The organism is Anabaenopsis sp. NIES-4685 (assembly GCF_059725405.1).
Map to the genome: position 1 here is coordinate 1,797,589 of NZ_AP043602.1, position 22,183 is coordinate 1,819,771.

Below are 22,183 nucleotides of genomic sequence, written 5' to 3' on the forward strand. Positions count from 1 at the left end.
AGTAGACCAGGACATAAATCTTATGATTCTCTTATGCAGAATTCTACATCTGGAAATGATGGGGATTTGATCAGGCAAGTTGCGACTTTGAGCGCCATTATTGCCGGTTTTGTCGTCAACGTAGTATCTAATATTTATCCGCTCCGGGGATTGACTATAGGACAAATTTCTAATACTTTCTTCGCTAATGTCCTGATTATCCCCGCTAACTATGCTTTTGCTATTTGGGGACTGATTTATCTAGGTTTATTCACTTTCGGAATTTATCAATTTCTCCCCAACCACAGGTATGATGACGATTTACGCAAAAGCGGGTACTTGTTGGTGATTGCCTCTGCGGCTCAAATTATCTGGGTATATCTTTTCCTCTCCCAACTGTTTACTCTGTCTGCGATCGCCATACTCTTAATTCTCATACCACTAATTGCTATCTATGTGCGCCTAGGTATTGGCAAAAAATCTGTTTCTCAAAGCAAGAGGTGGTGTGTTCACTTCCCTATCAGTATTTATCTGGGCTGGATTAGTGTAGCAACTATTGTTAATGTAGCCTCTGCTTTGTATTTTCACCGTTGGCAAGGCTGGGGGATTTCCCCTGAAATATGGACTGCTATTATGTTATTAGCGGCTTTTACTGTTGCCGCCCTCATTCTCACCCAACACCGAGACTTTGCCTATACAGGAGTCACAGTTTGGGCATTGGTGGCGATCGCAATCAAGCAGTGGCAAAATTCTTTACTGAGAAACCTGGCACTAATTTTCGCCATCGTCTTAGTGGCAATAATCACAATTAACAGTGTAAAACCTCAACGTCCACGCACATAAATGGAACAATCCAGTACTCATCCCCGAGATTGGTCATGGCACTTCTGGCCCGCTGTACCTCTATATCCCTACGGTAAACGGCGGACAATTTGCTCAGAAATACTTAAAGATACTATCTGGACATTCGATCAGCTTCAAGGCATTCTCTACACTGTTGTGCCGATTCGGATGACCGTGGTTAAACTAGCACAGGGTGGGCTTCTGGTTTACGCCCCAGTGGCTCCCACTCCTGAATGTGTCCGCCTCGTTAACAACTTAGTCACACAACACGGCGATGTTAAATACATTATTCTCCCCACTAGCTCCGGTCTAGAACATAAGGTTTTTGTCGGTCCTTTTGCTCGCCGCTTCCCCCAAGCACAGGTTTTTGTTGCTCCCCATCAATGGAGTTTCCCCATCAATTTACCCCTAAGTTGGCTGGGTTTTCCCCCACAACGGACTCAGGTACTCCCAGAAGATAGTAGTCACAGTCCTTTTGCTGATGAGTTCGATTATCAGGTACTAGATATCAACTTGGGAAGCGGTTCATTTGTAGAAGTGGCATTTTTTCACAAGCGATCGCACACCCTACTTCTCACTGACTCCATACTGTCCATACCCGAAGAACCACCCCCAATCACCCAATTAGACCCTTACCCCTTACTATTCCATGCTCGCGATCATGCAGGGGAAACCATCACAGATCATCCAGAAAATCGCCGCAAGGGATGGCAACGTATTTCACTATTTGCAGTCTACTTTAGTCCTCATTCCTTAGCAACCACTGGATTAGGGGAAATGTTACGGGATGCTTTCCAAGCACCAGACCATTCACCAAAAGCTTACTTTGGTTTATTTCCCTTTCGGTGGCGAGAAGATTGGCAAAAGTCTTTCTATACCCTCCAAGGTAATGGACGACCCTTTGTAGCCCCCATCCTCCAAGTTCTCATTTTACCCCAAGCACCTCAACAAGTCCTAATGTGGGCTGAACAAGTAGCAACCTGGGATTTTCGCCAGATTATTGCTTGTCATTTTGATTCCCCTATTAAAGCCAGTCCCCATCAATTGCGCCAAGCATTCCATTTTCTCCACAAGCAAACCCCTAGCAGTCAGGATTTATCGGGAAACTACAACCAGCCCTGTCACCCGAAGATATGCAATTCATCAGGGAAATTGAGGCCACTCTCCTCAAGCAAGGTATTGCAAAGCCACCTCAAGAGAAAATATAGGACTCGTATTTGAGTTGAGAAATTATCAGTGAGGAAAGGGAATAGGGAACAGGGAACAGGGAACAGGGAATTGGTGTGTACTTCATGAGCCTGAAAAAGGCTTTATTAACTGCCTGTGAGGGATTTAATATTTGCGTTAAATCTAGCATTTTGCAAAGCTTCCACTGTACTCTGAGAATCTTGAACGCAATAATTCCAACCAAAGCGAACCAATTCCCGAGCAGTTTCTGATTGTATAATTCCCACCACCGGAATTTTTGCCCTTTCTTTGTCCCCTGTATGTTCTTGTAAAATCGTCCTTAAATTATGCATGGTTTGGATGTCACTTACTTGTTGCGGATTCAGTTCCACCATCACCATTTGCACTTGCTCAACTCTTTCTATGTCTTCAACAATCAGTTGATTTTGATCATCTCGCCGATCTACTTTACCCCAGACAATTAACCTCGCATCAACTTCCAGTTGCTCACTGATGCGTTCATAGGTTTTGGCAAAAACCACCGCTTCCGATTGTCCAGTTAAATCCTCTATTTGTAAAATTGCCATCTGGTCGCCTTTCTTAGTCATCACTTTTTTGACATTGTTCAGCATCACCACGGCACAAACTTTTGTATCTTTTGTTTGTTCTTTAAATTGTGAAAGGTTAATCGGAGTCAGCAGCGATGCTGCTGGCTTTAAGGACTTTAAGGGATGATCTGATACATAAAAACCCAGTAATTCCTTTTCCATGCGTAACTTCTCCTGGGGCATAAAATCAGCCACAGGTTCAGCTTTAGGAACTGTTTCAAAACTATTGTTCCCTGTTTGCTTACTAGTACTATTACTAGTACCTAAGTAATCAAAAAGATTACCCTGACCTATAGCCCTATCTTTGGCGCGGGATTGCGCCCAATCATAAACTAGTTCTAAATCACGGATTAATTGGTGACGATTTGATTCAATTTTATCAAAAGCTCCACACTGGATCAAAGATTCCACAGTCCGCCGGTTAATAGCACGCAAATCCACGCGATCGCAAAAATCCCCCAGAGACTGAAAATCACCCCCCTCATTTCTCGCTGACAAAATACAGGCGATCGCATTTTGTCCCACATTCCGCACCGCTGTAAATCCAAATAATAAAATCTTTCCATCTATCGGTGTAAAATCCAGACCAGAACGATTAATATCCGGGGCATCTATTGTAATCCCCATATTAGCGCAGTTATTAATATACTTCTGCACCTTATCCGTATCGCCACTGTTCGCCGTCAACAGTGCCGCCATATACTCCAACGGATAATTAGCCTTTAAATACGCAGTTTGATAAGTTACATATCCATAGGCGGTGGAATGAGACTTATTGAAACAATTAGAGGCTATCAGACCATTTTTAATCACAAAATTATGGTCACCCTCAACCCCAATATCATAAACATTTTCTCCACCTACAAATTTACGTCCAGTGATTTTGACCATTTTTACCCACCCATCATCTATACCCAGTTTAAGGTGTTGGTGCTTTTGCAGTGTAACACTACTTGATCTTTGAGCGGTTTTCTGTAGCTGCTTCTAGGGGCGATCGCATTTCATCAACTGCTATATAAATCCTAGACAAGTCTAGACATTTAGAGCTGGGAAAGAGGGAGCAAGGGAGAGGGGAAGCAGGGTAGAGGCGAGTTTATTATAATAAAGCTGTGACTGGCATTTAAAATTTTTTAGAATGAAAGTGTTAATTACTCAATTTACTATGCCAGCGAAAGATTTATACCATGATAGAGTAAAAAACGCATTAATAAAAGACGGTTGGACTATTACGGATGATCCATACTTTATTAAATATGAGGACGCTGAACTCTTCGCTGATTTAGCAGCAGAAAAACCTCTGGCCGCAGAACGCCAAGGACAAAAGATTGTTGTAGAAATTAAGAGTTTTGTGGGCAAGTCGCTAATGTACGATTTTCATAGTGCTTTAGGTCAATACATTGTCTATCGTAAACTTATTCAACTTACTGAACCAGAATATAGTCATCCTATTTGACTTGAGAAATTATGAGTGAGGAAAGGGAACAGGGAACAGGGAACAGGGAACAGAAATTGTTCATGAATCATTTAGGATTGCTATATAGTCATCCTATTTGACTTGAGAAATTATGAGTGAGGAAAGGGAACACCGAAACAGGGAACAGGGAACAGAAATTGTTCATGAATCATTTAGGATTGCTATATAAACTATATCTAGCCGTTGATGATGTCGTTTATGGAGAGTTTTTTCAACGAAAATCTGTACAGGCAGTAAGTAATGAAAATAACGTTTTGTTAATAGTTGTAGATATGGAAAAGGAGGTAATAAAACAATGGATAACCTAGAAAAATACCGTGAGGCGATTCAGAAAATATTGACTGAATATTATCAAATGACCAAGAATCAAGATAGAGAAAATCGAGAAATTGAAGCAAGTGATCGCTTGGCTTTTGACGAAGCAAGAGACCAATATCTTTGGTTTCGGTTCGGCTGGGATGATAAAAAGTTAGTCCAGCATATCATCATGTATCTGTGCATTAAAAATGGCAAAATTTGGGTAGAAGAAGACGCAACAAATTTATGTGTTGTTGACGACTTATTATCAGCCGGAATACCCCAAAGTGATATTGTTTTAGGCTTTCATCATCCCAATAAACGGGGTTTGACAGAATTTGCTACCGCATGAGGAGCATGGGGGACTCAAATCTTGCACGACTCCGTATAAACCCAGATAATCTAAAAATATGCGCGTTGGCAACTTTGGAGGAAGTGAAGGAACAGGATTATTCTTTAAATCCTGGGCGGTATGTGGGGGTGGTGATAGAGGAAGATGGGAAAACGCAAGAGGAGTTTATTGAGGAGATTTTAGAGTTAAATCAAGAGGTGCATTTGTTAGAGGGGATTATTGCCCATAATATAGCAATCCTAAATGATTCATGAACAATTTCTGTTCCCTGTTCCCTGTTCCCTGTTCCCTTTCCTCAGTGATAATTTCTCAAGTCAAATAGGATGACTATATTAAAGAGATTGCGGGGGATAATTACCTTATCATTAAGTAAAGAGTAAAGGAATAAATCTATGAATACTCGTGAAGTTGTGGTTAATAAGTTACAACAATTACCAGATCCTCTGGTATCGAGGGTAGATGAGTTTATTGATTTCTTGATTGCACAACAGCAAAATCAAGCAGTTAATGTTCAATCTTCAGAATCTTTAACGGATAGGTGGAAGCGGTGGTTTGAAAAGGTTGATCAATTATCTATATTAAATCATGAACCGCAGAATGAGTATCAACAACGTTTGCTGGAAAAATAATGAAGTATTAATAAAGTAAATAATATTCTCAAACAAACACGCGATCGCCTCCTAACTCGTCTCATCTCTGGTAAACTTTCAGTAGAATACTTAGACATTCAATTCCCACCCAGCATGAGAGAAAAATTAGAATAAACATATATTAGGACTTGGAGTTTTCTCAAATGAGTGTCATAATTCCCAATGATATCCTTAGAGCTTCAAACATGACTGAAGACGAACTCAAATTAGAAATTGCCATTTTGCTTTACCAACAAGGTAAAATTAGCAGTGGTAAAGTCCGAGCATGGACAGGAATCACAGTCCTAGAATTTCAGCATCAACTAGCAAAACGAGGTTTACACATTAACTATGATGTTGAAGATTTTCAATCTGATATCAAGACACTGCAATCAATGGGTTTACTGTGATTATAGTTAGCGATACATCACCAATTACAAACTTAGCAGCAATTGGTCAGTTAGATTTATTGCGACAGTTGTATAGTAGGGTGATCATCCCGGAAGCTGTATATTATAACGAAATGGTTGACATAAATAAAATTGTCCCTGGTGCAGTAGAAGTACAAACTTTATCTTGGATACAGACACAGACAGTTATTAATTCTCTACAAGTGACAGAAATTCAAGAAAATAATCAAAGTATTCACTTGGGAGAAGCTGAAGCCATTATTTTATCCTTAGAAATGAAAGCTGATTTGCTGTTAATGGATGAACGCAGAGGAAGAATAGTAGCTACCAATTATGGAATAAATATAACAGGTCTGTTGGGAGTGTTAATACAAGCCAAAAAACAGGGACTAATTCCAGCTATTAAACCATTGATTGATCAGTTAATTACCCAGGCCAACTTTAGAGTTAATCCTCAATTATACACTGTTGTATTACAAGCATCTAACGAAATTTAAAACTTATTTATCAGGAGAAATGACAAAATTAACCAGCCCACTGTTAAAATTTGTACATAATGAATACCCTTGATGCTCAAGGTCATGATATCGAATATCAATTTAAAGATCGAGAAAATCCCCTGCGTTTAGTGTTTGTTTGTGCCATGTGGTTAACAGGTTTTGATGTACCAACTTTATCTACTATTTACCTAGATAAACCCATGAAAGATCACACACTAATGCAAACTATAGCCCGTGCGAATCGCGTTAGAGGGGCAAACTGGGTAGTTTAATTTTTTTAATTACTTTGTTAGCTACAGAAAATATGCGATCCCCAACCCCTCCCGTGACAAAGCTATGCATTACCCACATCTTTCTTAATAATCTTGAAACATTTATGTGGTAATGGTTTCAACGCTTGAAAATTTCCCTACTCTTGATAAAACCCTTATTTTCTTGAGAATCATCAACGGAGGATTAAGGTTTGGGGGTTTGCGAGCGATCGCTCTCAAGAATGTTAAGAAAGATCCGGGTAATAGATAGGCTATATATGGGGGTGTTGAATTAGTTTTAATTTTGTCGAGAAGTGGGGGATATGTATAAGGTGGTTAAAACAATTGTCCTTGTTGCGCCTCTGGTTGGTTTTGAGCTGCTAGGCGGGAAATTTCGCCCCAGGAAATTACCAGACTGTTGTAAGCGATCGCTTCCCTCACTGTCTAAAGCCTGGCTTCCGTGCCTTTTTTGCGATTTTATTGTGAGAATCTCTATAGCTTACAGCACTTTTCAAGTAAATAAAGTACACACCTTAATATCATAAATCTTGTGGGGTGGGCATCCTGCCCGCCCTTGTACCTACTCAGATGAAATGCGCTGTAATTAACGCCTTCGCCAAATCTTGATGGTGCTATCCTCACTCCCAGAGGCTAAGGTGCGACCATCCGAGCTGAAGGCTACTGACCAAACCCCATATGAATGTCCGGTGAGGGTGGCGATTGACCCTTGGGTGGCGACATCCCACAGTTTGATAGTTTCATCATCACTCCCAGAAGCTAAGGTGCGACCATCCGGGCTGAAGGCTACTGAACGAACCCAATTTGAATGTCCGGTGAGGGTGGCGATTGACCCTTGGGTTGCTACATCCCACAGTTTTATGGTTTCATCCCTACTCCCAGAAGCTAAGATTTGACCATCCGGGCTGAAGGCTACTGAACGAACCCAATTTGAATGTCCGGTGAGGGTGGCGATTGACCCTTGGGTTGCTACATCCCACAGTTTGATGGTTTCATCCCTACTCCCAGAAGCTAAGGTGCGACCATCCGGGCTGAAGGCTACTAAACGAACCCAATTTGAATGTCCGGTGAGGGTGGCGATTGACCCTTGGGTTGCTACATCCCACAGTTTGATGGTTTCATCCCTACTCCCAGAAGCTAAGGTGCGACCATCCGGGCTGAAGGCTACTGAACGAACCGACCCTGAATGTCCGGTGAGAGTAGCGATTTCCTCTTGGGTTGCTACATCCCACAGTTTTATGGTGCCATCATCACTCCCAGAAGCTAAGGTGCGACCATCCGGGCTGAAGGCTACTGACAAAACCCCATATGAATGTCCGGTGAGAGTGGCGATTTCCTCTTGGGTTGCTACATCCCACAGTTGGATGGTTCGCCAACTCGCAGAAGCTAAGGTGCGACCATCCGGGCTGAAGGCTACTGAACGAACCGACCCTGAATGTCCGGTGAGGGTATATTCTAACTCCCATGATGTTAGTGATTTTTGTGCTTGATAAGCGTTTACAGACTCAATTAACTTGCCATACTTAGAGTACAGGAGATTATAAGCCGCATCCTTGACATCGGCTGATTCATCTGTGGTTGAAGCTTGGAGAAGTAAGTTAACCCCATCGTCCCCATAGTTCAGGGCTTGGGATATCGCATTTATCCTAACCTTGGGATCAGTATCGTTATAGGAAGCAATGGAAATTTCTGCTATTAATTTTTGTTGGGCAGTTGCTTCTGATACATCTTCATAACCATTATCCTCTTCATAACCATGATCCTGTTCATCACCTTTATCATCTTTGACATCGGCTGATTCATCTGTGGTTGAAGCTTGGAGAAGTAAGTTAACCCCACCATCATCAAGTGTTGGTGCTAATTTGACATCTTCAGATAAAGGTAAAGCTTTTATATTGTGCCAATCATCTCTTTCTAGTATTGGTTTCAAATATTTTACAATAAAATATTTGTGCTTTTCATATTTATAAAACCAAAAAGCAGGTAGATGTCCTTTGGGTGATTGATCAAGTTCAAAAACTAATTCATCATAGTCTTTCCAACTAAACTCACCAATACCTAAAGATGCTTCTCCACGCCAACCTAATGCTTCTCCAAACTTACCAATTTTTTTATTGATATCAGATTGGTGAAAAATATCTCTTTGGACTTGGAAACCAAACTTACCTTGACTGTAATGATACCATAACTGATCAATTTTATTGATATCTTTGGCAAATATCTTGCTAGTGTCGTCTTTAATCTCTCTATTTAATAACTCTGAAATTATATATTCTGTTTCTGCATCTGCTTCTCTCCATTTTTTTTCTGCTAGTAGACACTTTAAATCTTCATAGTTAATTTCAGGGAAAGCATTGGAAATTTCTAGTCTTAATTTTTCTTTGACAGTTGCTTCTGATACATCATTGGGGAAGTAATCATCTCTTTCTCGACGCAATGTATTAAGTAAATTATCTGGAGGAATGAGACTAAATTTATCTTTATATTCATAATAGAAACAAGCCGCATGACCTAGACCATAAATCATTAAGGCTTTACTGCCCACTTTTAGGAGTTTATTAATGTAACCCAACTTTAACCAATCTATTCCTATATCTATTACTTTTTCTCCTGAGAAAATAAAGCCAAATATAAATAAAGCTTCTTGTTTTCTTTCAGGAGCATCTATATTAAATCCATAAATCTCTGCGATTTGATAAACCATCTCTGCCCCTAATTTGGCTATTTCTGGCAGATCAATCCCCTCCGCTCCTAATCCATCTAAAATATTATTAACCGTTGCTACCACATCTCTAATTAATTCTAATCCTGCTGCCTGTAAGGATTTATGAATAATTAGTTTGTGTGCTATTTCACGGGGATTTTTATGTCGGACTCTTGTGATTAATCTTGTAACTGATTTACTAGCTGCGCGGAAATTAATATCACAAATAGATTCAGCAATCCATTCTGTTAAATATTCCCAAGCATCATTATTTGCTGCATTTTTTAGCTTAGATAATTCAGGATTTTGAACTACTGTTATATGCAGATCGTTAATATTTTCTTCTTTAATCCTTCTTCTTTCTTCCGGTGACAAAACTGGTGGTTTTTCATCATCCTGTTCATCAGCATCATCTTCTTCATAACTTTTATCCTCTTCATCATCCTGTTCATCAGCATCATCTTCTTCATAACTTTTATCCTCTTCATCATCCTGTTCATCACCATCATCCTGTTCATAACTTTTATCCTCTTCATCACCATCATCCTGTTTATAACTTTTATCCTCTTCATCACCATCATCCTGTTTATAACCTTTATCATTGTTGTCAGACTTTAAACGCATTTGCCAAATCTTGATGGTTCTATCCCCACTCCCAGAGGCTAAGGTGCGACCATCCGGGCTGAAGGCTAGTGACCAAACTGAACCTGAATGTCCCGTGAGGGTGGCGATTGACCTCCCCGTGGCGACATCCCACAATTTAATGGTTCCATCCCAACTCCCAGAGGCTAAGGTGCGACCATCCGGGTTTAAGGCTACTGAATAAACCCACCATGAATGTCCCGTGAGGGTGGCGATTGACCCTTGGGTTGCTACATCCCACAGTTTTATGGTTTTATCCCCACTCCCAGAGGCTAAGGTGCGACCATCCGGGCTGAAAGCTAGTGACCAAACTGAACCTGAATGTCCCGTAAGGGTGGCGATTGACCCTTGGGTTGCTACATCCCACAGTTTGATGGTGTTATCCCGACTCCCAGAAGCTAAGGTGCGACCATCCGGGCTGAAGGCTACTGAGAAAAACCCATATGAATGTCCCGTGAGGGTGGCGATTGACCTCCCGGTGGCTACATCCCACAGTTTGATGGTTTCATCCCCACTCCCAGAAGCTAAGGTGCGACCATCCGGGCTGAAGGCTACTGACCAAACCCCATCTGAATGTCCGGTGAGAGTGGCGATTAACCTCCCGGTGGCGACATCCCACAGTTTTATGGTTCTATCCCCACTCCCAGAAGCTAAGGTGCGACCATCCGGGCTGAAGGCTACTGAATAAACAAAACTTGAATGTCCGGTGAGGGTGGCGATTAACCTCCCGGTGGCGACATCCCACAGTTTGATGGTGCCATCATCACTCCCAGAAGTTAAGGTGCGACCATCCGGGCTGAAGGCTACTGACCAAACCCAATCTGAATGTCCGGTGAGGATATAGTTCAACCAGGGTAAGTGCATCTTAATAATCCTTGACAAAATTAACTTTATGTGGGTTGCCTACCCAGATGGCGATTCAGGTATATTTGAGTAGAATCTACCATCTTAATTGTTAAGCAACAATCGACCAAATATGAATAGTTTGTAACTATTTTGATGGACTGGTAGCATTGGAAATACCTACACAGCAAGCAGATCACAAAATTTGACAATTATCTCTCAAACTTACTTAACACCTAAATCCTGTTTAGATGTAGCAGCATCTGGGAATCCGTGCAAAATTTGCTTAATAGTTGCCATAATTTATACCATTTATTCCGTGGGATGATTTGGAATTTACAACTGCTGCGCAGCCATAAATCTAGTAACAGTGCGTAGGGTCAATGTTACTGAAAACTAGTCGATATTTAACGTATTTTGAATCAAATTAGACCGATAATATCACATTTAATTTCAAATCATATGTAAATAAATATTTTTTTGATACCTAAGCCTCTGTATGACTATTTAGGCAATCTTGTCATCTATCTAAAGATAGATTTTTGGGAATATAAAACTATTTCGCCGGTACTGGGTTCAATATTTATGATATCTGGGTAAATTTCCTGTGTGTTACGCGATGTGCTTGCAGCAGCGCTTCGCTATCGCCTTTAACAACCGCGATCGCGCTATCGCATCCCGTCAAGATAATCAAATACATGATCTTCGGTGTCACACAGATCCCCGACTTCTGGACAAATTATATGAGATTATGCCAATTATCTAAGAAGTCGGGGATCTTACTCTTTAACAGCAGCGATCGCGCTATCGCATCCCGTCAAGACCATCCAATACATGATCTTCTAGTCAGATTTATCTGACTTGAGCTTTGAGACGGGGGTTTCTAACCCCCGGCTCCCCGTGTAGCATCAAACGGAATTTTTCAACCCACAGCGATCGCGCGAACTGCTTGCAGCAGCGATCGCGCTATCGCATCCCGTCAAGACCATCCAATACATGATCTTCGGTGTCACACAGATCCCCGACTTCTGGACAAATTATATGAGATTATGCCAATTATCTAAGAAGTCGGGGATCTTACTCTTTAACAGCAGCGATCGCGCTATCGCATCCCGTCAAGACCATCCAATACATGATCTTCTAGTCAGATTTATCTGACTTGAGCTTTGAGACGGGGGTTTCTAACCCCCGGCTCCCCGTGTAGCATCAAACGGAATTTTTCAACCCACAGCGATCGCCTTTAACAGCAGCGCTTCGCTATTGCATCCCGTCAAGACCATCCAATACATGATCTTCGGTGTCACACAGATCCCCGACTTCTGGACAGATTATATGAGATTATGCCAATTATCTAAGAAGTCGGGGATCTTACTCTTTAACAGCAGCGATCGCGCGATCGCATCCCGTCAAGATAATCAAATACATGATCTTCGGTGTCACACAGATCCCCGACTTCTGGAAAGATTATATGAGATTATGCCAATTATCTAAGAAGTCGGGGATCTTACTCTTTAACAGCAGCGCTTGGCTATTGCATCCCGTCAACACCATCCAATACATGATATTCTAGTCAGATTTATCTGACTTTAGCTTTGAGACGGGGGTTTCTCACCCCCGGCTCCCCGTGTAGCATCAAACGGAATTTTTCAACCCACACCGATCGCCTTTAACAGCAGCGATCGCGCTATCGCATCCCGTCAAGACCATCCAATACATGATCTTCGGTGTCACACAGATCCCCGACTTCTGGACAAATTATATGAGATTATGCCAATTATCTAAGAAGTCGGGGACCTTACCCTTTAACAGCAGCGCTTGGCTATTGCATCCCGTCAACACCATCCAATACATGATCTTCTAGTCAGATTTATCTGACTTTAGCTTTGAGACGGGGGTTTCTAACCCCCGGCTCCCCGTGTGGCATCAAACGGAATTTTTCAACCCACAGCAGCAGCGCTTCGCGATCGCCTTTAACAGCAGCGCTTGGCGAACTGCTTGCAGCAGCGATCGCGCGATCGCATCCGGTCAAGACCATCCAATACATGATCTTCTAGTCACACAGATCCCCGACTTCTAGCTAAATTATCCTAGATTATCTCTGATTATGTGAGAAGTCCAGGAACTGACTCATGAGATCGACAAAGGCTATAACTTCCTCAGCAGTTTCAGATCGCCAGGAATTTCCTGATGTATAATCAGGAAAGTGTCAAAATTCAATGTCTAGTTAAAAGTTAACAGGAATAGATTAAGGAAACTCATGTCCCGATACAGAGGGCCACGCCTCAGAATTGTACGTCGCTTAGGCGAATTGCCAGGATTAAGTCGTAAAAGTGCTAGACGCGCCTATCCACCAGGACAGCATGGTCAGAACCGCAAAAAACGCTCTGAGTATGCAGTTCGTCTAGAAGAAAAGCAAAAGATTCGGATGAACTACGGTTTAACCGAAAAGCAACTGTTGCGCTATGTGCGTAAAGCTAGACGCGTCACCGGTTCCACCGGACAAGTGCTGCTACAACTGCTAGAAATGCGCTTGGACAACACCGTTTTTCGTTTGGGGATGGCTCCCACCATTCCAGCCGCCCGCCAACTGGTAAATCACGGTCACGTAACAGTTAACGGTCGCAGAGTCAACATTGCTAGTTATCAGTGTCGTCCCGGGGAAGTCGTTGCAGTCAGAGACCGCGAAGTTTCCCGGAAATTGGTAGAAGCCAATTTGCAATATCCTGGATTAGCCAATCTCCCCAGTCATCTGGAATTTGACAAAGCTAAGTTAACTGGCAAGGTTAACGGCGTTATTGAACGAGAATGGGTAGCATTACAAGTCAATGAGCTGCTCGTGGTGGAATACTACTCACGTCAAGCCTAATTATTTTCCCAAGTCATTGGATTGCGGATTGAATCAATTACCCAATCTCATCGCCGCCCCTTTCCCGATCAAGGAGAGGGGCTGACCAATGACCCATCACCTATTTTTATTGAGAGTTAATCTCTTGTAAGTCAAGGGCATAATTCAATCGCAAAACATTGACACCCGGCTCCCCAAAAACCCCCAAAAATCTATTATCAGTATATCGGCTAATTAAACGTATTATTTCATCCTCTTTCACATCCCGGGCGAGAGCCACTCGGCTCAACTGTTGGCGGGCTGCTCTCAAAGAAATATGTGGGTCTAAGCCAGAACCAGAAGCATAAATTAAATCAGCCAGCGGTTGAATATTTTCCTCTTGTAATTCAGTAACCCGTTCCAAAATTCGCTCTAACAGTGCCGGGTTGCTAGGAGCAAAATTACTTCCTCCTGATATCCCAGTGGGGCTGGCTTGTTTTCCTTGGCTGTATCTCACACTACTGGGACGACCGTGAAAATAACCCTCAGATGTGAATGTCTGACCAATCAAAGCTGAACCAATTGGTTGAGTGTCTAAATTTACCATAACGCTGCCATTGGCTTCAAAAGGAAAGAAGGCTTGACCTATGACCAAGATCCCCAGAGGATAGATGATTGCCGTTAGTAACCAAAGCACTAAGGTCATGCGAAAAGCTGTGATAGTTTCACGAATAAAATTCATAAAAATTTATCGGCGGTGAGTTTCTAGTTCAGAAAAGAATTAATTGACCACAGATGTAGACCCCTGAGCGGTTTTCCATAGGGTCAGAACCTTGGGCTTTTCTATCCCCAACCGGTGGTTGCAATGAGCATATCTATGAATTTAATAGCAAGCAAAGGTGCAATTATTCCACCCAAACCATAAATCAACAGATGGCGCAGCAGCAGTTGATTAGTTTGCAGATATTTTACCTGTACACCTCTCAAAGCTAAGGGAATTAAAGCCGGAATCGTCACAGCATTATAAATCAGTATGGATATGACAGCCGAATTCGCGCTGGATAAATTCATGATATTTAAACCCTGCAGATGAGCAGCGGTAAAAATGAATGGGATAATTAGAAAGTATTTAGTAATATCATTCGCAAGGGAAAATGTAGTCAAAGCACCACGGGTAACTACTAATTGCCGACTAATGCTCACTAGATCAATCAGCTTTGTGGGGTCAGAGTCCAAATCTATGATATCGGCTGCTTCTTTAGCAGCTTGACTACCTGTATTCATGACCACGCCGACATTGGCTTTGAGGAGCGCAGCAGCATCATTAGAGCCGTCTCCTATCATTGCTACTACTTTACCTGCTGTTTGTTCTGTGTGGATAATACTGACTTTATCCTCTGCTGTCGCTTCACCAACAAAGTCATTAACTCCTGCAAGGTTGGCAATCACAGATGTCGTAATCAGGTTGTCCCCAGTCAGTAATATAGTATTGATACCCATGTAGCCTAACTGCTGACAAGCCTCGCAGATACCCGGCTTAATTATGTCTTTCAGGTAAATCACACCATAAATTTCCTCATCTAGACAAACCGCCAGCGGTGTACCTCCCTGTTGGGAAATCTTTTCGCAGACAGAATTCAATTCTGGAGGTGCTTGTCCATTACCCAAACGAATAAATTCTTTAATTGCTGTTACCGCTCCCTTGCGAGCTTTATGTCCCCGCTCGAAGTTTGTGCCACTCATGCGGGTGTCCTCAGAAAATTTAACCCCTAGGGCTTGGTTGAGGTCAAAATCAAGTTGTCCGCCTAAGCTTTGTGCCACTCGGGTAATTGATTTCCCTTCAGATGTATCATCAAATACGCTCGCAGCCAAAGCAATATTAGCCATCTCCTCTAATGAATGGCCATTGAGGGGAATAAACTCCTGTGCCAAGCGGTTGCCAAAGGTGATTGTCCCTGTTTTGTCAAGAATCAGGGTGGTGATATCAGCACAAGCTTCCAGGGCTTCTCCTGAGGTGGCAATGATGTTAAATTGGGCAACCCCATTCATAGCAGCAATACTAATGGTATTGAATAATCCGCCCATGGTGGTGGGAATCAGCGCTACCAACAGGGCTATCAAAATAGGTACACTGACCGGACTCCCCACATAGTAAGCAAATGCCGGCAACGTGGCCACGACTAACAGAGCAACTAAACTCAAAACACCGAGGAAAATCATCAAGGTGATTTCACCCGGTGTTTTACTGCGTTTTGTTCCTGCTAATAAAGCAATCATCCGGTCAATAAACCCTTGATCTGGGTCAGATGTAATGCTAACAATCAGTTCATCAGAGATGATATGGGTACCACCGATCACCGAACTGGCAACATTAGTCCCTGATTCTTTCAGTATTGGTACAGTTTCACCGGTAATTACTGATTCATCCACCGAAGCCGTACCCATGATTACTTTACCATCGGCAGGAATCATATCCCCAGCTACCAAATATATGGTGTCACCTGTTCTCAGACTGGTGGCAGGAACTTGGCAAATTGTGCCATCAGGAGCAAGTTTTTTGGCGATCGCCTCTGACTTTGTAGTTTGCAATACATCTGCTTGGGCTTGCCCCCGTCCCAGTGCCAATGCTTCCGCAAAATTAGCCAGCCAAACCGTGAGAAAGCAAATTCCTGTCAACAAGCCGTAAAAAATACGTGGGTGATTTTCCGGGGATCGACCCAATAAGTTGGGCGCAATAGTGAATACGAGGGTGACAACTGTCCCCAGCCAAACCAAAAACATGACTGGATTTTTGACGGCATACCCGGGATGCAGCTTGATCAAAGCATCCCTCATGGCTCTGATATACAGTTTTTTGCGATTTATCTTAGCTTTTTTAAGGGTGGGGCGGCGATGACTAGGTAAAGTTCCCTCCACGCCAGGACGAAAACGTGATGATTTACCTTGAGAGGTAGGTGCAACGTTCATTTTATCTGATATCAGGAAATGTTGACTAATAACCAATCTTCTAACTAGCCGCAGCTAGTTTGAAACCCTCGGCAATCGGGCCCAACGCCAATACTGGAAAGAAAGCCAGCATTGCCAAAATCACCACTAATCCAGCCGTCGCTGCGGTAAATAACAGCGAATCTGTTTTGAGGGTAATAGCGGTTTCTACTGCTTTTGGTTTACGAGATATACCGTCAGCTAAGAGCAAAATGGCAATAATCGGAATGTAACGCCCGGCAAACATACTTAAACAGGTACTTAAATTCCACCACAGGGTGTTATTATCCAATCCCTGTAAACTAGACCCATTATTGGCACCAGCAGCCGCATATTCATAAACTACTTGGGAAATGCCGTGAAATCCAGGGTTAGTAATTCCAGACAGGGAAAGAGGATAAGCTAATGTAATGGCACTGGGAATTAAAACCACAATGGGATAAATCAGCAGCACCACACTAGCAAGGATGATTTCTCTTCTTTCAATTTTCCGCCCTAAAAATTGTGGAGTGCGCCCCACTATTAACCCTACTAAGAACAGAGTCAGAATTAGGTAAGTAAATAGGTAAGCTGTACCAGTTCCCTGACCTCCCCAGATAATGCGCAGGAATAAGCTCGATAAAGTGGAAAATAATCCTGCGGACATCAATGAATCATGCATCCCGTTCACCGCACCGCACATGGTGGCTGTAGTCATCACTGCCCAGATTGCTGTTTGTACCCAACCCAATCGAATTTCTTTGCCCTCTAAATTCGGCTGTTCTATTCCCAATGTGCCATTTACCAGGGGATTACCCTGTTGTTCTCCGGTTACTGTCACCCAAATCAGAATCATCAAGGCTACAAATCCCATCCAGAACAGCAGCCAGGCCTGTTTCATATTTTTGGCAAATATGCCATAGGTGTAAATTAAAGATGCAGGAATGGCAATCATGGCCATGGTTTCGATTAAATTAGCAGCCCCATTGGGATTTTCATAGGGGTGGGCTGAGTTAACGCCAAAAAAACCGCCGCCGTTATCACCCAACATTTTAATCATCTCAAAGGAGGCTACTGGCCCCTAGCAATATATTGGGTTCTTCCCTCTAAGGTTTCTACAACCAGGGTTCCAGCTAATGTTTGCGGCACACCGCAGAAAACTAGAGCGATCGCCCCTATAATTGACATTGGTAGTAATATCCTCGTGATGGCACGAGTGACATCAACGTAAAAGTTCCCTAATTTTTTGCCTGTTAACCCCCGAATAAAAGCAATTCCTACCGCTAAACCTGTTGCGGCTGAGGTAAACATCAAAAAGCCTAAAGCTGCTACTTGGCTAAAATAACTTAAGGTTGTTTCACCAGTGTAGTGTTGCTGTCCAGTATTAGTCACAAATGAAACAACTGTGTGCAGCAATATATCCCAGCTAGGCGCATCAAAATCATTGGGATTCCAAGGTAGTAATCTCTGATAGAATATTATCAGGTATACTAAAGTACCCATGCACAGGTTGCTGTACAGCACTGCGCGAATATATTCCCCAACCGTCTGCGGCTTACCGCCGTAGGCATCATCTTTGCTACCCACACCGATTAAAACTAAGCAGCTACGCTCTATAGGGTTGATGAACCGGTCCAGCAGCGTTCTTTCTCCCAGGAAAACACGCGCCATGTACCTTCCCAAAACTGGCACGATCGCTATCACAATACACAGCGTTACGCCGATTTGCAAAAAACTTTGTCCCATCTATTTCGCACCCAACTCAATTTCAATGATAGATTTTATACATATAAAACCCATACTCCCGGTTTCTTAATATATAACCCCAAACGATTTAGTTTCTCCCTTATTACTATTTTTCATATTCTTTTTCAAGTTTCCGTCAAAAATACTGAAAATCTACTCTGATATGGAGATTAAAAAACTTGTTTTTCTCACTCACCCCCATCCAGCTATGAGGGGTCTCAACCCCCCACAGCTTCAAGTCTGGATGGAGGAACAGGAGCAAATACTCACCCCACAACAACTCAGCCACCTATTCATATGAAAATAGTATTAAAGCCTTTTTCAGGCTCATGAAGTACACACCAATTCCCTATTCCCTATTCGGTGTGTTCCCTCAAAATATTAACTTATATGGATTAAACACTAAGGAAATATGAGGAAAATTAGCAATAATATCTGATGGATTATATAAAGTTTGTAAAGGGGTGAACGGAGCTTAAATCAAAAGTTCATGGAGTCTGGAGCCTACCGGCTGGATTTGGTCTTTAGGTAATTATTTACAGATCATTCAGCAGGATTTAGGTTTTTAATCTTTTGAATAATGCCAGAGTTACTATGTATCAACCATATTTATCTCCCGATGATTTGCCATCCCCAAAAACAATGCAAATGAGCTGCATTTGGCTGAGTCAACTAGAAGAAGCTACCAAAAAAAGCTTTTTCTTGGCTTGTAAGCCTACAGTACGCATTTTGTTATCCAGCTGTCACTGGTATTTCAAGGTCAATAGCGGCATTCTCATGTTAATTTTAGTCTGTCATGATATTAAAAGTTATCAGCACATCATGACTACTATTCCTTATTTAGCCAACCAGTTAAAACGATTTGCCAACCAAGCTAAAATTAGCGTTAGTTCTCCAGTCAATGAAGGTATACCCTGGATGACTCACATCAATGAAGTATGGACTGGGGAAGAATTTATCTAGTATTGAAACACTTCCTACCCCATATCTCCCATGTGTAGCAGTTTGATAACTGCTACATCTTTCAAAGTTTCACATAATTCACATAATATTTAATGGATCTACATCTATAGTTAAACTCACAGCATCAGGACAAAGCGATCGCACTGACTCCCAGTCAGGTAATTTTGGTAGCACATCTGGGGCAAACTTGAGTAATATTTGCCAGCGATAACGGTTAGCTACCCGCATGACACTAGCCGGTGCTGGTCCAAGGATATCAAATCCTGGCTGAGAACTTAAAGCTGTAGCGATGATTTGCGCCGTATTCTGGACTTGAATCACATCTAAACTACTCAAGCGCAATAAAATCAATCTCCCATAGGGAGGATAATTAAGTGCTTGGCGTTGCTCTAATTCAGTTTGACAAAAACACTGATAATCATGTTGTTGTACCGCCCCAATTACCGGATGCTCTGGGGTGTAAGTTTGCACAATCACCCTACCCACATCATCCCCCCTACCCGCACGGCCTGCTACTTGGGTTAGAGTTTGAAATGCGCGTTCACTGGCGCGATAATCTGATAAATGCAGCAAACCATCAGCAGAAACCACACCCACCAGTGTCACTTGGGGTAAATCTAAACCCTTGGTAATCATTTGTGTTCCTACTAATAAATGGGCTTCACCCTTAGCAAATCGAGTTAGTAGGGTACGGTGTGCGCCTTTATTACGGGTGGTATCGCTATCAAAACGAATATAACTTAACTGCGGAAACTGTCTTCCTAATTCTTGGGCGACACGTTGAGTACCGCTACCAAAGAATTTCAGATAAGGTGAACCACATTCAGGGCATTGTTGAGGATGCAATCGCGTATAGTTACAGTAATGACAGCGTAGTAACTGCGGCGCTCCCTCTTCAGTCTGGTGATAGGACAGCGACACATCACAATGGGGACATTCCATCACATAACCACAACTGCGACAAGACACAAAAGTACTGTGTCCCCGGCGATGGATAAATAAAATTCCCTGTTGTTGCTTCTCTTCTAGCTGATGTAAAGCTGATTGTAGCGACCTACTAAATATAGAACGATTTCCCATCTGTAACTCTAGCCGCATATCCACCAATTCCACCGGTGGTAATGGGCGAGAATTAATCCGTTCGGGAAGGGAGAGGTAATAACTAGGAATTGGTGTAGAGGGGTTTGTCAGACCGACCCAACTTTCTAACGAAGGGGTAGCAGAACCTAAAACTAAGGGACAATTTTCTAATTCCCCTCGCCATTGGGCGACGGTGCGCGCATGGTAGGTAGGAATGGGAGAATCTTGTTTAAAGCTGCTGTCGTGTTCTTCGTCTAGGATGATTAAACCTAAATTTGGCAAAGGCGCAAAAATCGCGCTACGAGTCCCGATGACTATTTGCGGTTCCCCGGTGAGCATTTGTCGCCAGGTGTCATAACGTTCCCCTTCCGAAAGACCACTATGATAAACGCTAACTTTAGCTCCGAAACGAGCGCGAAAACGGTCTGTTAGTTGGGGTGTAAGTCCAATTTCTGGAACTAATACCAGGGCGGATTTTCCTTGCTTTAGTAGAGGTGCGATCGCTTGTAAATATACCTCTGTTTTCCCAGAACCTGTAATCCCATGTAACAAGACTTGAGCAAAACCATTTAAACCTTGAATATTTTTTAATGCATTTGCTTGGTGAGGATTTAAGGTTTTGGGGTGATCTGGTGCTAGTGCTAGTCCCTGTTCTGTTCGCAGCACTTCTTTTTCTTCGATGACAATGTAACCTTTTTGTACCATGGTCTTCAGGGTCGAAGAACTAGCATTACAAGTTTGTAATAGTTCACTCTGCCACAATTCCCCCCCACGCCGCCGTAATACTTCCAGAATTTCTTGTTGACGCTCGGTTAAATTATCATCAATGGTGCCAATCAAGGTAACAGCTTTCTGTAGTTTTGGGCGATTGAGTCGCGGTGCTTCTAAATAACTTTCTACTATCCCAAATCGCAACAACTCCCGCACACCTTTGTAGGCTGTTCTGACTTTTTGTTGCAAGTAGACCAGGCTATAGTCTCCTGCTGATTGACCTTGTAAAAGGTTTAAAATTTGTTGGGCTGGGGGACTAAGGAAAGTTAAATCTGAGGAGATTTGTCTTTTTATTTCTGCATCCCCAACTAGGCGGAGCCGACGTTGCGATCGCCCTAGTAATCCCGGTGGTAACGCTACCCGGATCACCTGAATTAAAGGCGTATAGTAATATGCAGCTACTCGATTTAATAATTCCCAATAACTTTTGGGGAAGAACCCTTCGCTGACTATATCTTCTACATCCTTGATTTTTTCTGGTGGTAGATCAATATTTAGTTCTGCCAATAAACGAATGGCGATCGCTCCTACTTTTTGAGTACCAAATGGTACACTTAAAATATCACCTGGTTTTACTTTTAACTCCCTCGGCAATCTATAAGTAAAAAGTCCCGTAGTTCCTGGACAGTCTACCAACACTTCAATCCATCGATTCACATTTGCTGATTGATAAGTTTCTCCAGGTTCAGCCACCAGTAAATGCAGCGATTTTATTTGATTTTTATACATAATTCTGCTATTTTTTCAACATTTTTATGTCTGATTTCTACCTAATTGTTTGGGCGGCACACAGGTTTATCAAAGATTTTTATTTCTCAGAGGTAAAATGTATTTGATCATACTTTTCTCTCCATAATACTTGATGATTTCCCAGTTATGTAATGTACCAGACAATTTTGTCTTAACAATTCGTGGCATAAATATTTAAAATCCTCTATAAAAAATCCAATTATTTTTCCAGGGATTCCGGAAATGGCCTGACTAACTACTAAATAGGATATAGTGTTTTTCATCCCCTTGATAGATATTCAACCCTTGGTACATATGAGATGCTTTTATACAAATAAACTATTTCCCAAAATTAGACTAGTCAAACCATGTCCTTTAGGAAGCTCGCT

18 protein-coding genes and 3 pseudogenes are annotated in these 22,183 nt (G+C 42.3%); 14 read left to right on the forward strand and 7 right to left on the reverse strand.

The features are described 5' to 3' along the window. Positions 1-33: 33 nt before the first annotated feature. Positions 34-822: a TspO-related membrane protein gene (locus AC6IZ0_RS07875; RefSeq protein WP_497725706.1), complete on the forward strand. Its 789-nt coding sequence runs from the start codon at positions 34-36 to the stop codon at positions 820-822. Continuing rightward, positions 823-2,030, forward strand: a pseudogene (locus AC6IZ0_RS07880) (DUF4336 domain-containing protein). Positions 2,031-2,135: 105 nt separating this feature from the next. Here the strand turns inward: AC6IZ0_RS07880 and AC6IZ0_RS07885 are convergent. Next, positions 2,136-3,488: a helix-hairpin-helix domain-containing protein gene (locus tag AC6IZ0_RS07885; RefSeq protein ID WP_497725707.1), complete on the reverse strand. Its 1,353-nt coding sequence runs from the start codon at positions 3,486-3,488 to the stop codon at positions 2,136-2,138. 271 nt (positions 3,489-3,759) lie between these two features. Between AC6IZ0_RS07885 and AC6IZ0_RS07890 the strand changes: the two are divergent. From AC6IZ0_RS07890 to AC6IZ0_RS07925, 8 genes and pseudogenes are all read left to right on the forward strand, one after another. After that, positions 3,760-4,035, forward strand: a pseudogene (locus AC6IZ0_RS07890) (XisH family protein); the annotation flags it as partial. Between the two features lie 179 nt (positions 4,036-4,214). Further along, positions 4,215-4,379 (forward strand): element excision factor XisH family protein, encoded by a 165-nt coding sequence (locus AC6IZ0_RS07895; protein WP_497725708.1) that lies wholly within the window; start codon positions 4,215-4,217, stop codon positions 4,377-4,379. Continuing rightward, positions 4,367-4,720 carry a XisI protein gene (locus AC6IZ0_RS07900; protein ID WP_497725709.1) on the forward strand — a complete coding sequence of 118 codons (354 nt, stop codon included), beginning with the start codon at positions 4,367-4,369 and terminating at the stop codon, positions 4,718-4,720. The genes AC6IZ0_RS07895 and AC6IZ0_RS07900 overlap by 13 nt, the downstream gene beginning before the upstream one ends. Before the next feature lie 5 nt (positions 4,721-4,725). Continuing rightward, entirely contained in the window at positions 4,726-4,974 is a 249-nt protein-coding gene (locus AC6IZ0_RS07905) for a hypothetical protein (protein WP_280793627.1), read from the forward strand. A gap of 138 nt (positions 4,975-5,112) precedes the next feature. Next, positions 5,113-5,349 (forward strand): hypothetical protein, encoded by a 237-nt coding sequence (locus AC6IZ0_RS07910; protein ID WP_271732950.1) that lies wholly within the window; start codon positions 5,113-5,115, stop codon positions 5,347-5,349. 206 nt (positions 5,350-5,555) lie between these two features. Beyond that, complete coding sequence (locus AC6IZ0_RS07915) at positions 5,556-5,759, forward strand: UPF0175 family protein (RefSeq protein ID WP_497725710.1); 204 nt, start codon at positions 5,556-5,558, stop codon at positions 5,757-5,759. After that, positions 5,756-6,256: a PIN domain-containing protein gene (locus tag AC6IZ0_RS07920; RefSeq protein ID WP_497725711.1), complete on the forward strand. Its 501-nt coding sequence runs from the start codon at positions 5,756-5,758 to the stop codon at positions 6,254-6,256. The genes AC6IZ0_RS07915 and AC6IZ0_RS07920 overlap by 4 nt, the downstream gene beginning before the upstream one ends. Before the next feature lie 59 nt (positions 6,257-6,315). Beyond that, positions 6,316-6,531, forward strand: coding sequence for a type I restriction enzyme subunit R domain-containing protein (locus AC6IZ0_RS07925; protein ID WP_497725712.1), 216 nt, complete (start codon positions 6,316-6,318; stop codon positions 6,529-6,531). A 583-nt stretch (positions 6,532-7,114) separates the two neighbouring features. On the opposite strand, the gene AC6IZ0_RS07930 is transcribed toward AC6IZ0_RS07925, so the two are convergent. Further along, positions 7,115-10,738, reverse strand: a complete 3,624-nt coding sequence (locus AC6IZ0_RS07930; protein ID WP_497725713.1) for a GUN4 domain-containing protein — start codon at positions 10,736-10,738, stop codon at positions 7,115-7,117. A 562-nt stretch (positions 10,739-11,300) separates the two neighbouring features. Then, the gene (locus AC6IZ0_RS07935; RefSeq protein ID WP_497725714.1) at positions 11,301-11,432 is read right to left on the reverse strand and encodes a hypothetical protein; all 132 of its coding nucleotides are present in this window, start codon (positions 11,430-11,432) and stop codon (positions 11,301-11,303) included. A gap of 617 nt (positions 11,433-12,049) precedes the next feature. On the opposite strand from AC6IZ0_RS07935, the gene AC6IZ0_RS07940 reads away from it, so the two are divergent. The 3 genes from AC6IZ0_RS07940 to rpsD all read left to right on the forward strand — a co-directional run bounded on the left by AC6IZ0_RS07940 (position 12,050) and on the right by rpsD (position 13,583). Beyond that, the gene (locus tag AC6IZ0_RS07940; RefSeq protein ID WP_497725715.1) at positions 12,050-12,208 is read left to right on the forward strand and encodes a hypothetical protein; all 159 of its coding nucleotides are present in this window, start codon (positions 12,050-12,052) and stop codon (positions 12,206-12,208) included. Between the two features lie 424 nt (positions 12,209-12,632). Next, positions 12,633-12,794, forward strand: coding sequence for a hypothetical protein (locus tag AC6IZ0_RS07945; protein ID WP_497725716.1), 162 nt, complete (start codon positions 12,633-12,635; stop codon positions 12,792-12,794). A 180-nt stretch (positions 12,795-12,974) separates the two neighbouring features. After that, the gene (rpsD, locus tag AC6IZ0_RS07950; protein ID WP_271732942.1) at positions 12,975-13,583 is read left to right on the forward strand and encodes a 30S ribosomal protein S4; all 609 of its coding nucleotides are present in this window, start codon (positions 12,975-12,977) and stop codon (positions 13,581-13,583) included. A 106-nt stretch (positions 13,584-13,689) separates the two neighbouring features. Here the strand turns inward: rpsD and kdpC are convergent, their stop codons facing one another. The 3 genes and pseudogenes from kdpC to kdpA form a co-directional block, all read right to left on the reverse strand. Beyond that, positions 13,690-14,283 (reverse strand): K(+)-transporting ATPase subunit C, encoded by a 594-nt coding sequence (kdpC, locus tag AC6IZ0_RS07955; protein ID WP_497725717.1) that lies wholly within the window; start codon positions 14,281-14,283, stop codon positions 13,690-13,692. A gap of 101 nt (positions 14,284-14,384) precedes the next feature. Next, the gene (gene kdpB, locus AC6IZ0_RS07960; protein WP_497725718.1) at positions 14,385-16,508 is read right to left on the reverse strand and encodes a potassium-transporting ATPase subunit KdpB; all 2,124 of its coding nucleotides are present in this window, start codon (positions 16,506-16,508) and stop codon (positions 14,385-14,387) included. A gap of 40 nt (positions 16,509-16,548) precedes the next feature. Next, positions 16,549-18,251, reverse strand: a pseudogene (kdpA, locus tag AC6IZ0_RS07965) (potassium-transporting ATPase subunit KdpA). Between the two features lie 594 nt (positions 18,252-18,845). On the opposite strand from kdpA, the gene AC6IZ0_RS07970 reads away from it, so the two are divergent. After that, positions 18,846-19,214 carry a hypothetical protein gene (locus AC6IZ0_RS07970; protein WP_271732934.1) on the forward strand — a complete coding sequence of 123 codons (369 nt, stop codon included), beginning with the start codon at positions 18,846-18,848 and terminating at the stop codon, positions 19,212-19,214. Between the two features lie 78 nt (positions 19,215-19,292). Here the strand turns inward: AC6IZ0_RS07970 and priA are convergent, their stop codons facing one another. Then, positions 19,293-21,794, reverse strand: a complete 2,502-nt coding sequence (gene priA, locus AC6IZ0_RS07975) for a primosomal protein N' (RefSeq protein ID WP_497725719.1) — start codon at positions 21,792-21,794, stop codon at positions 19,293-19,295. Positions 21,795-22,183 lie beyond the last annotated feature (389 nt).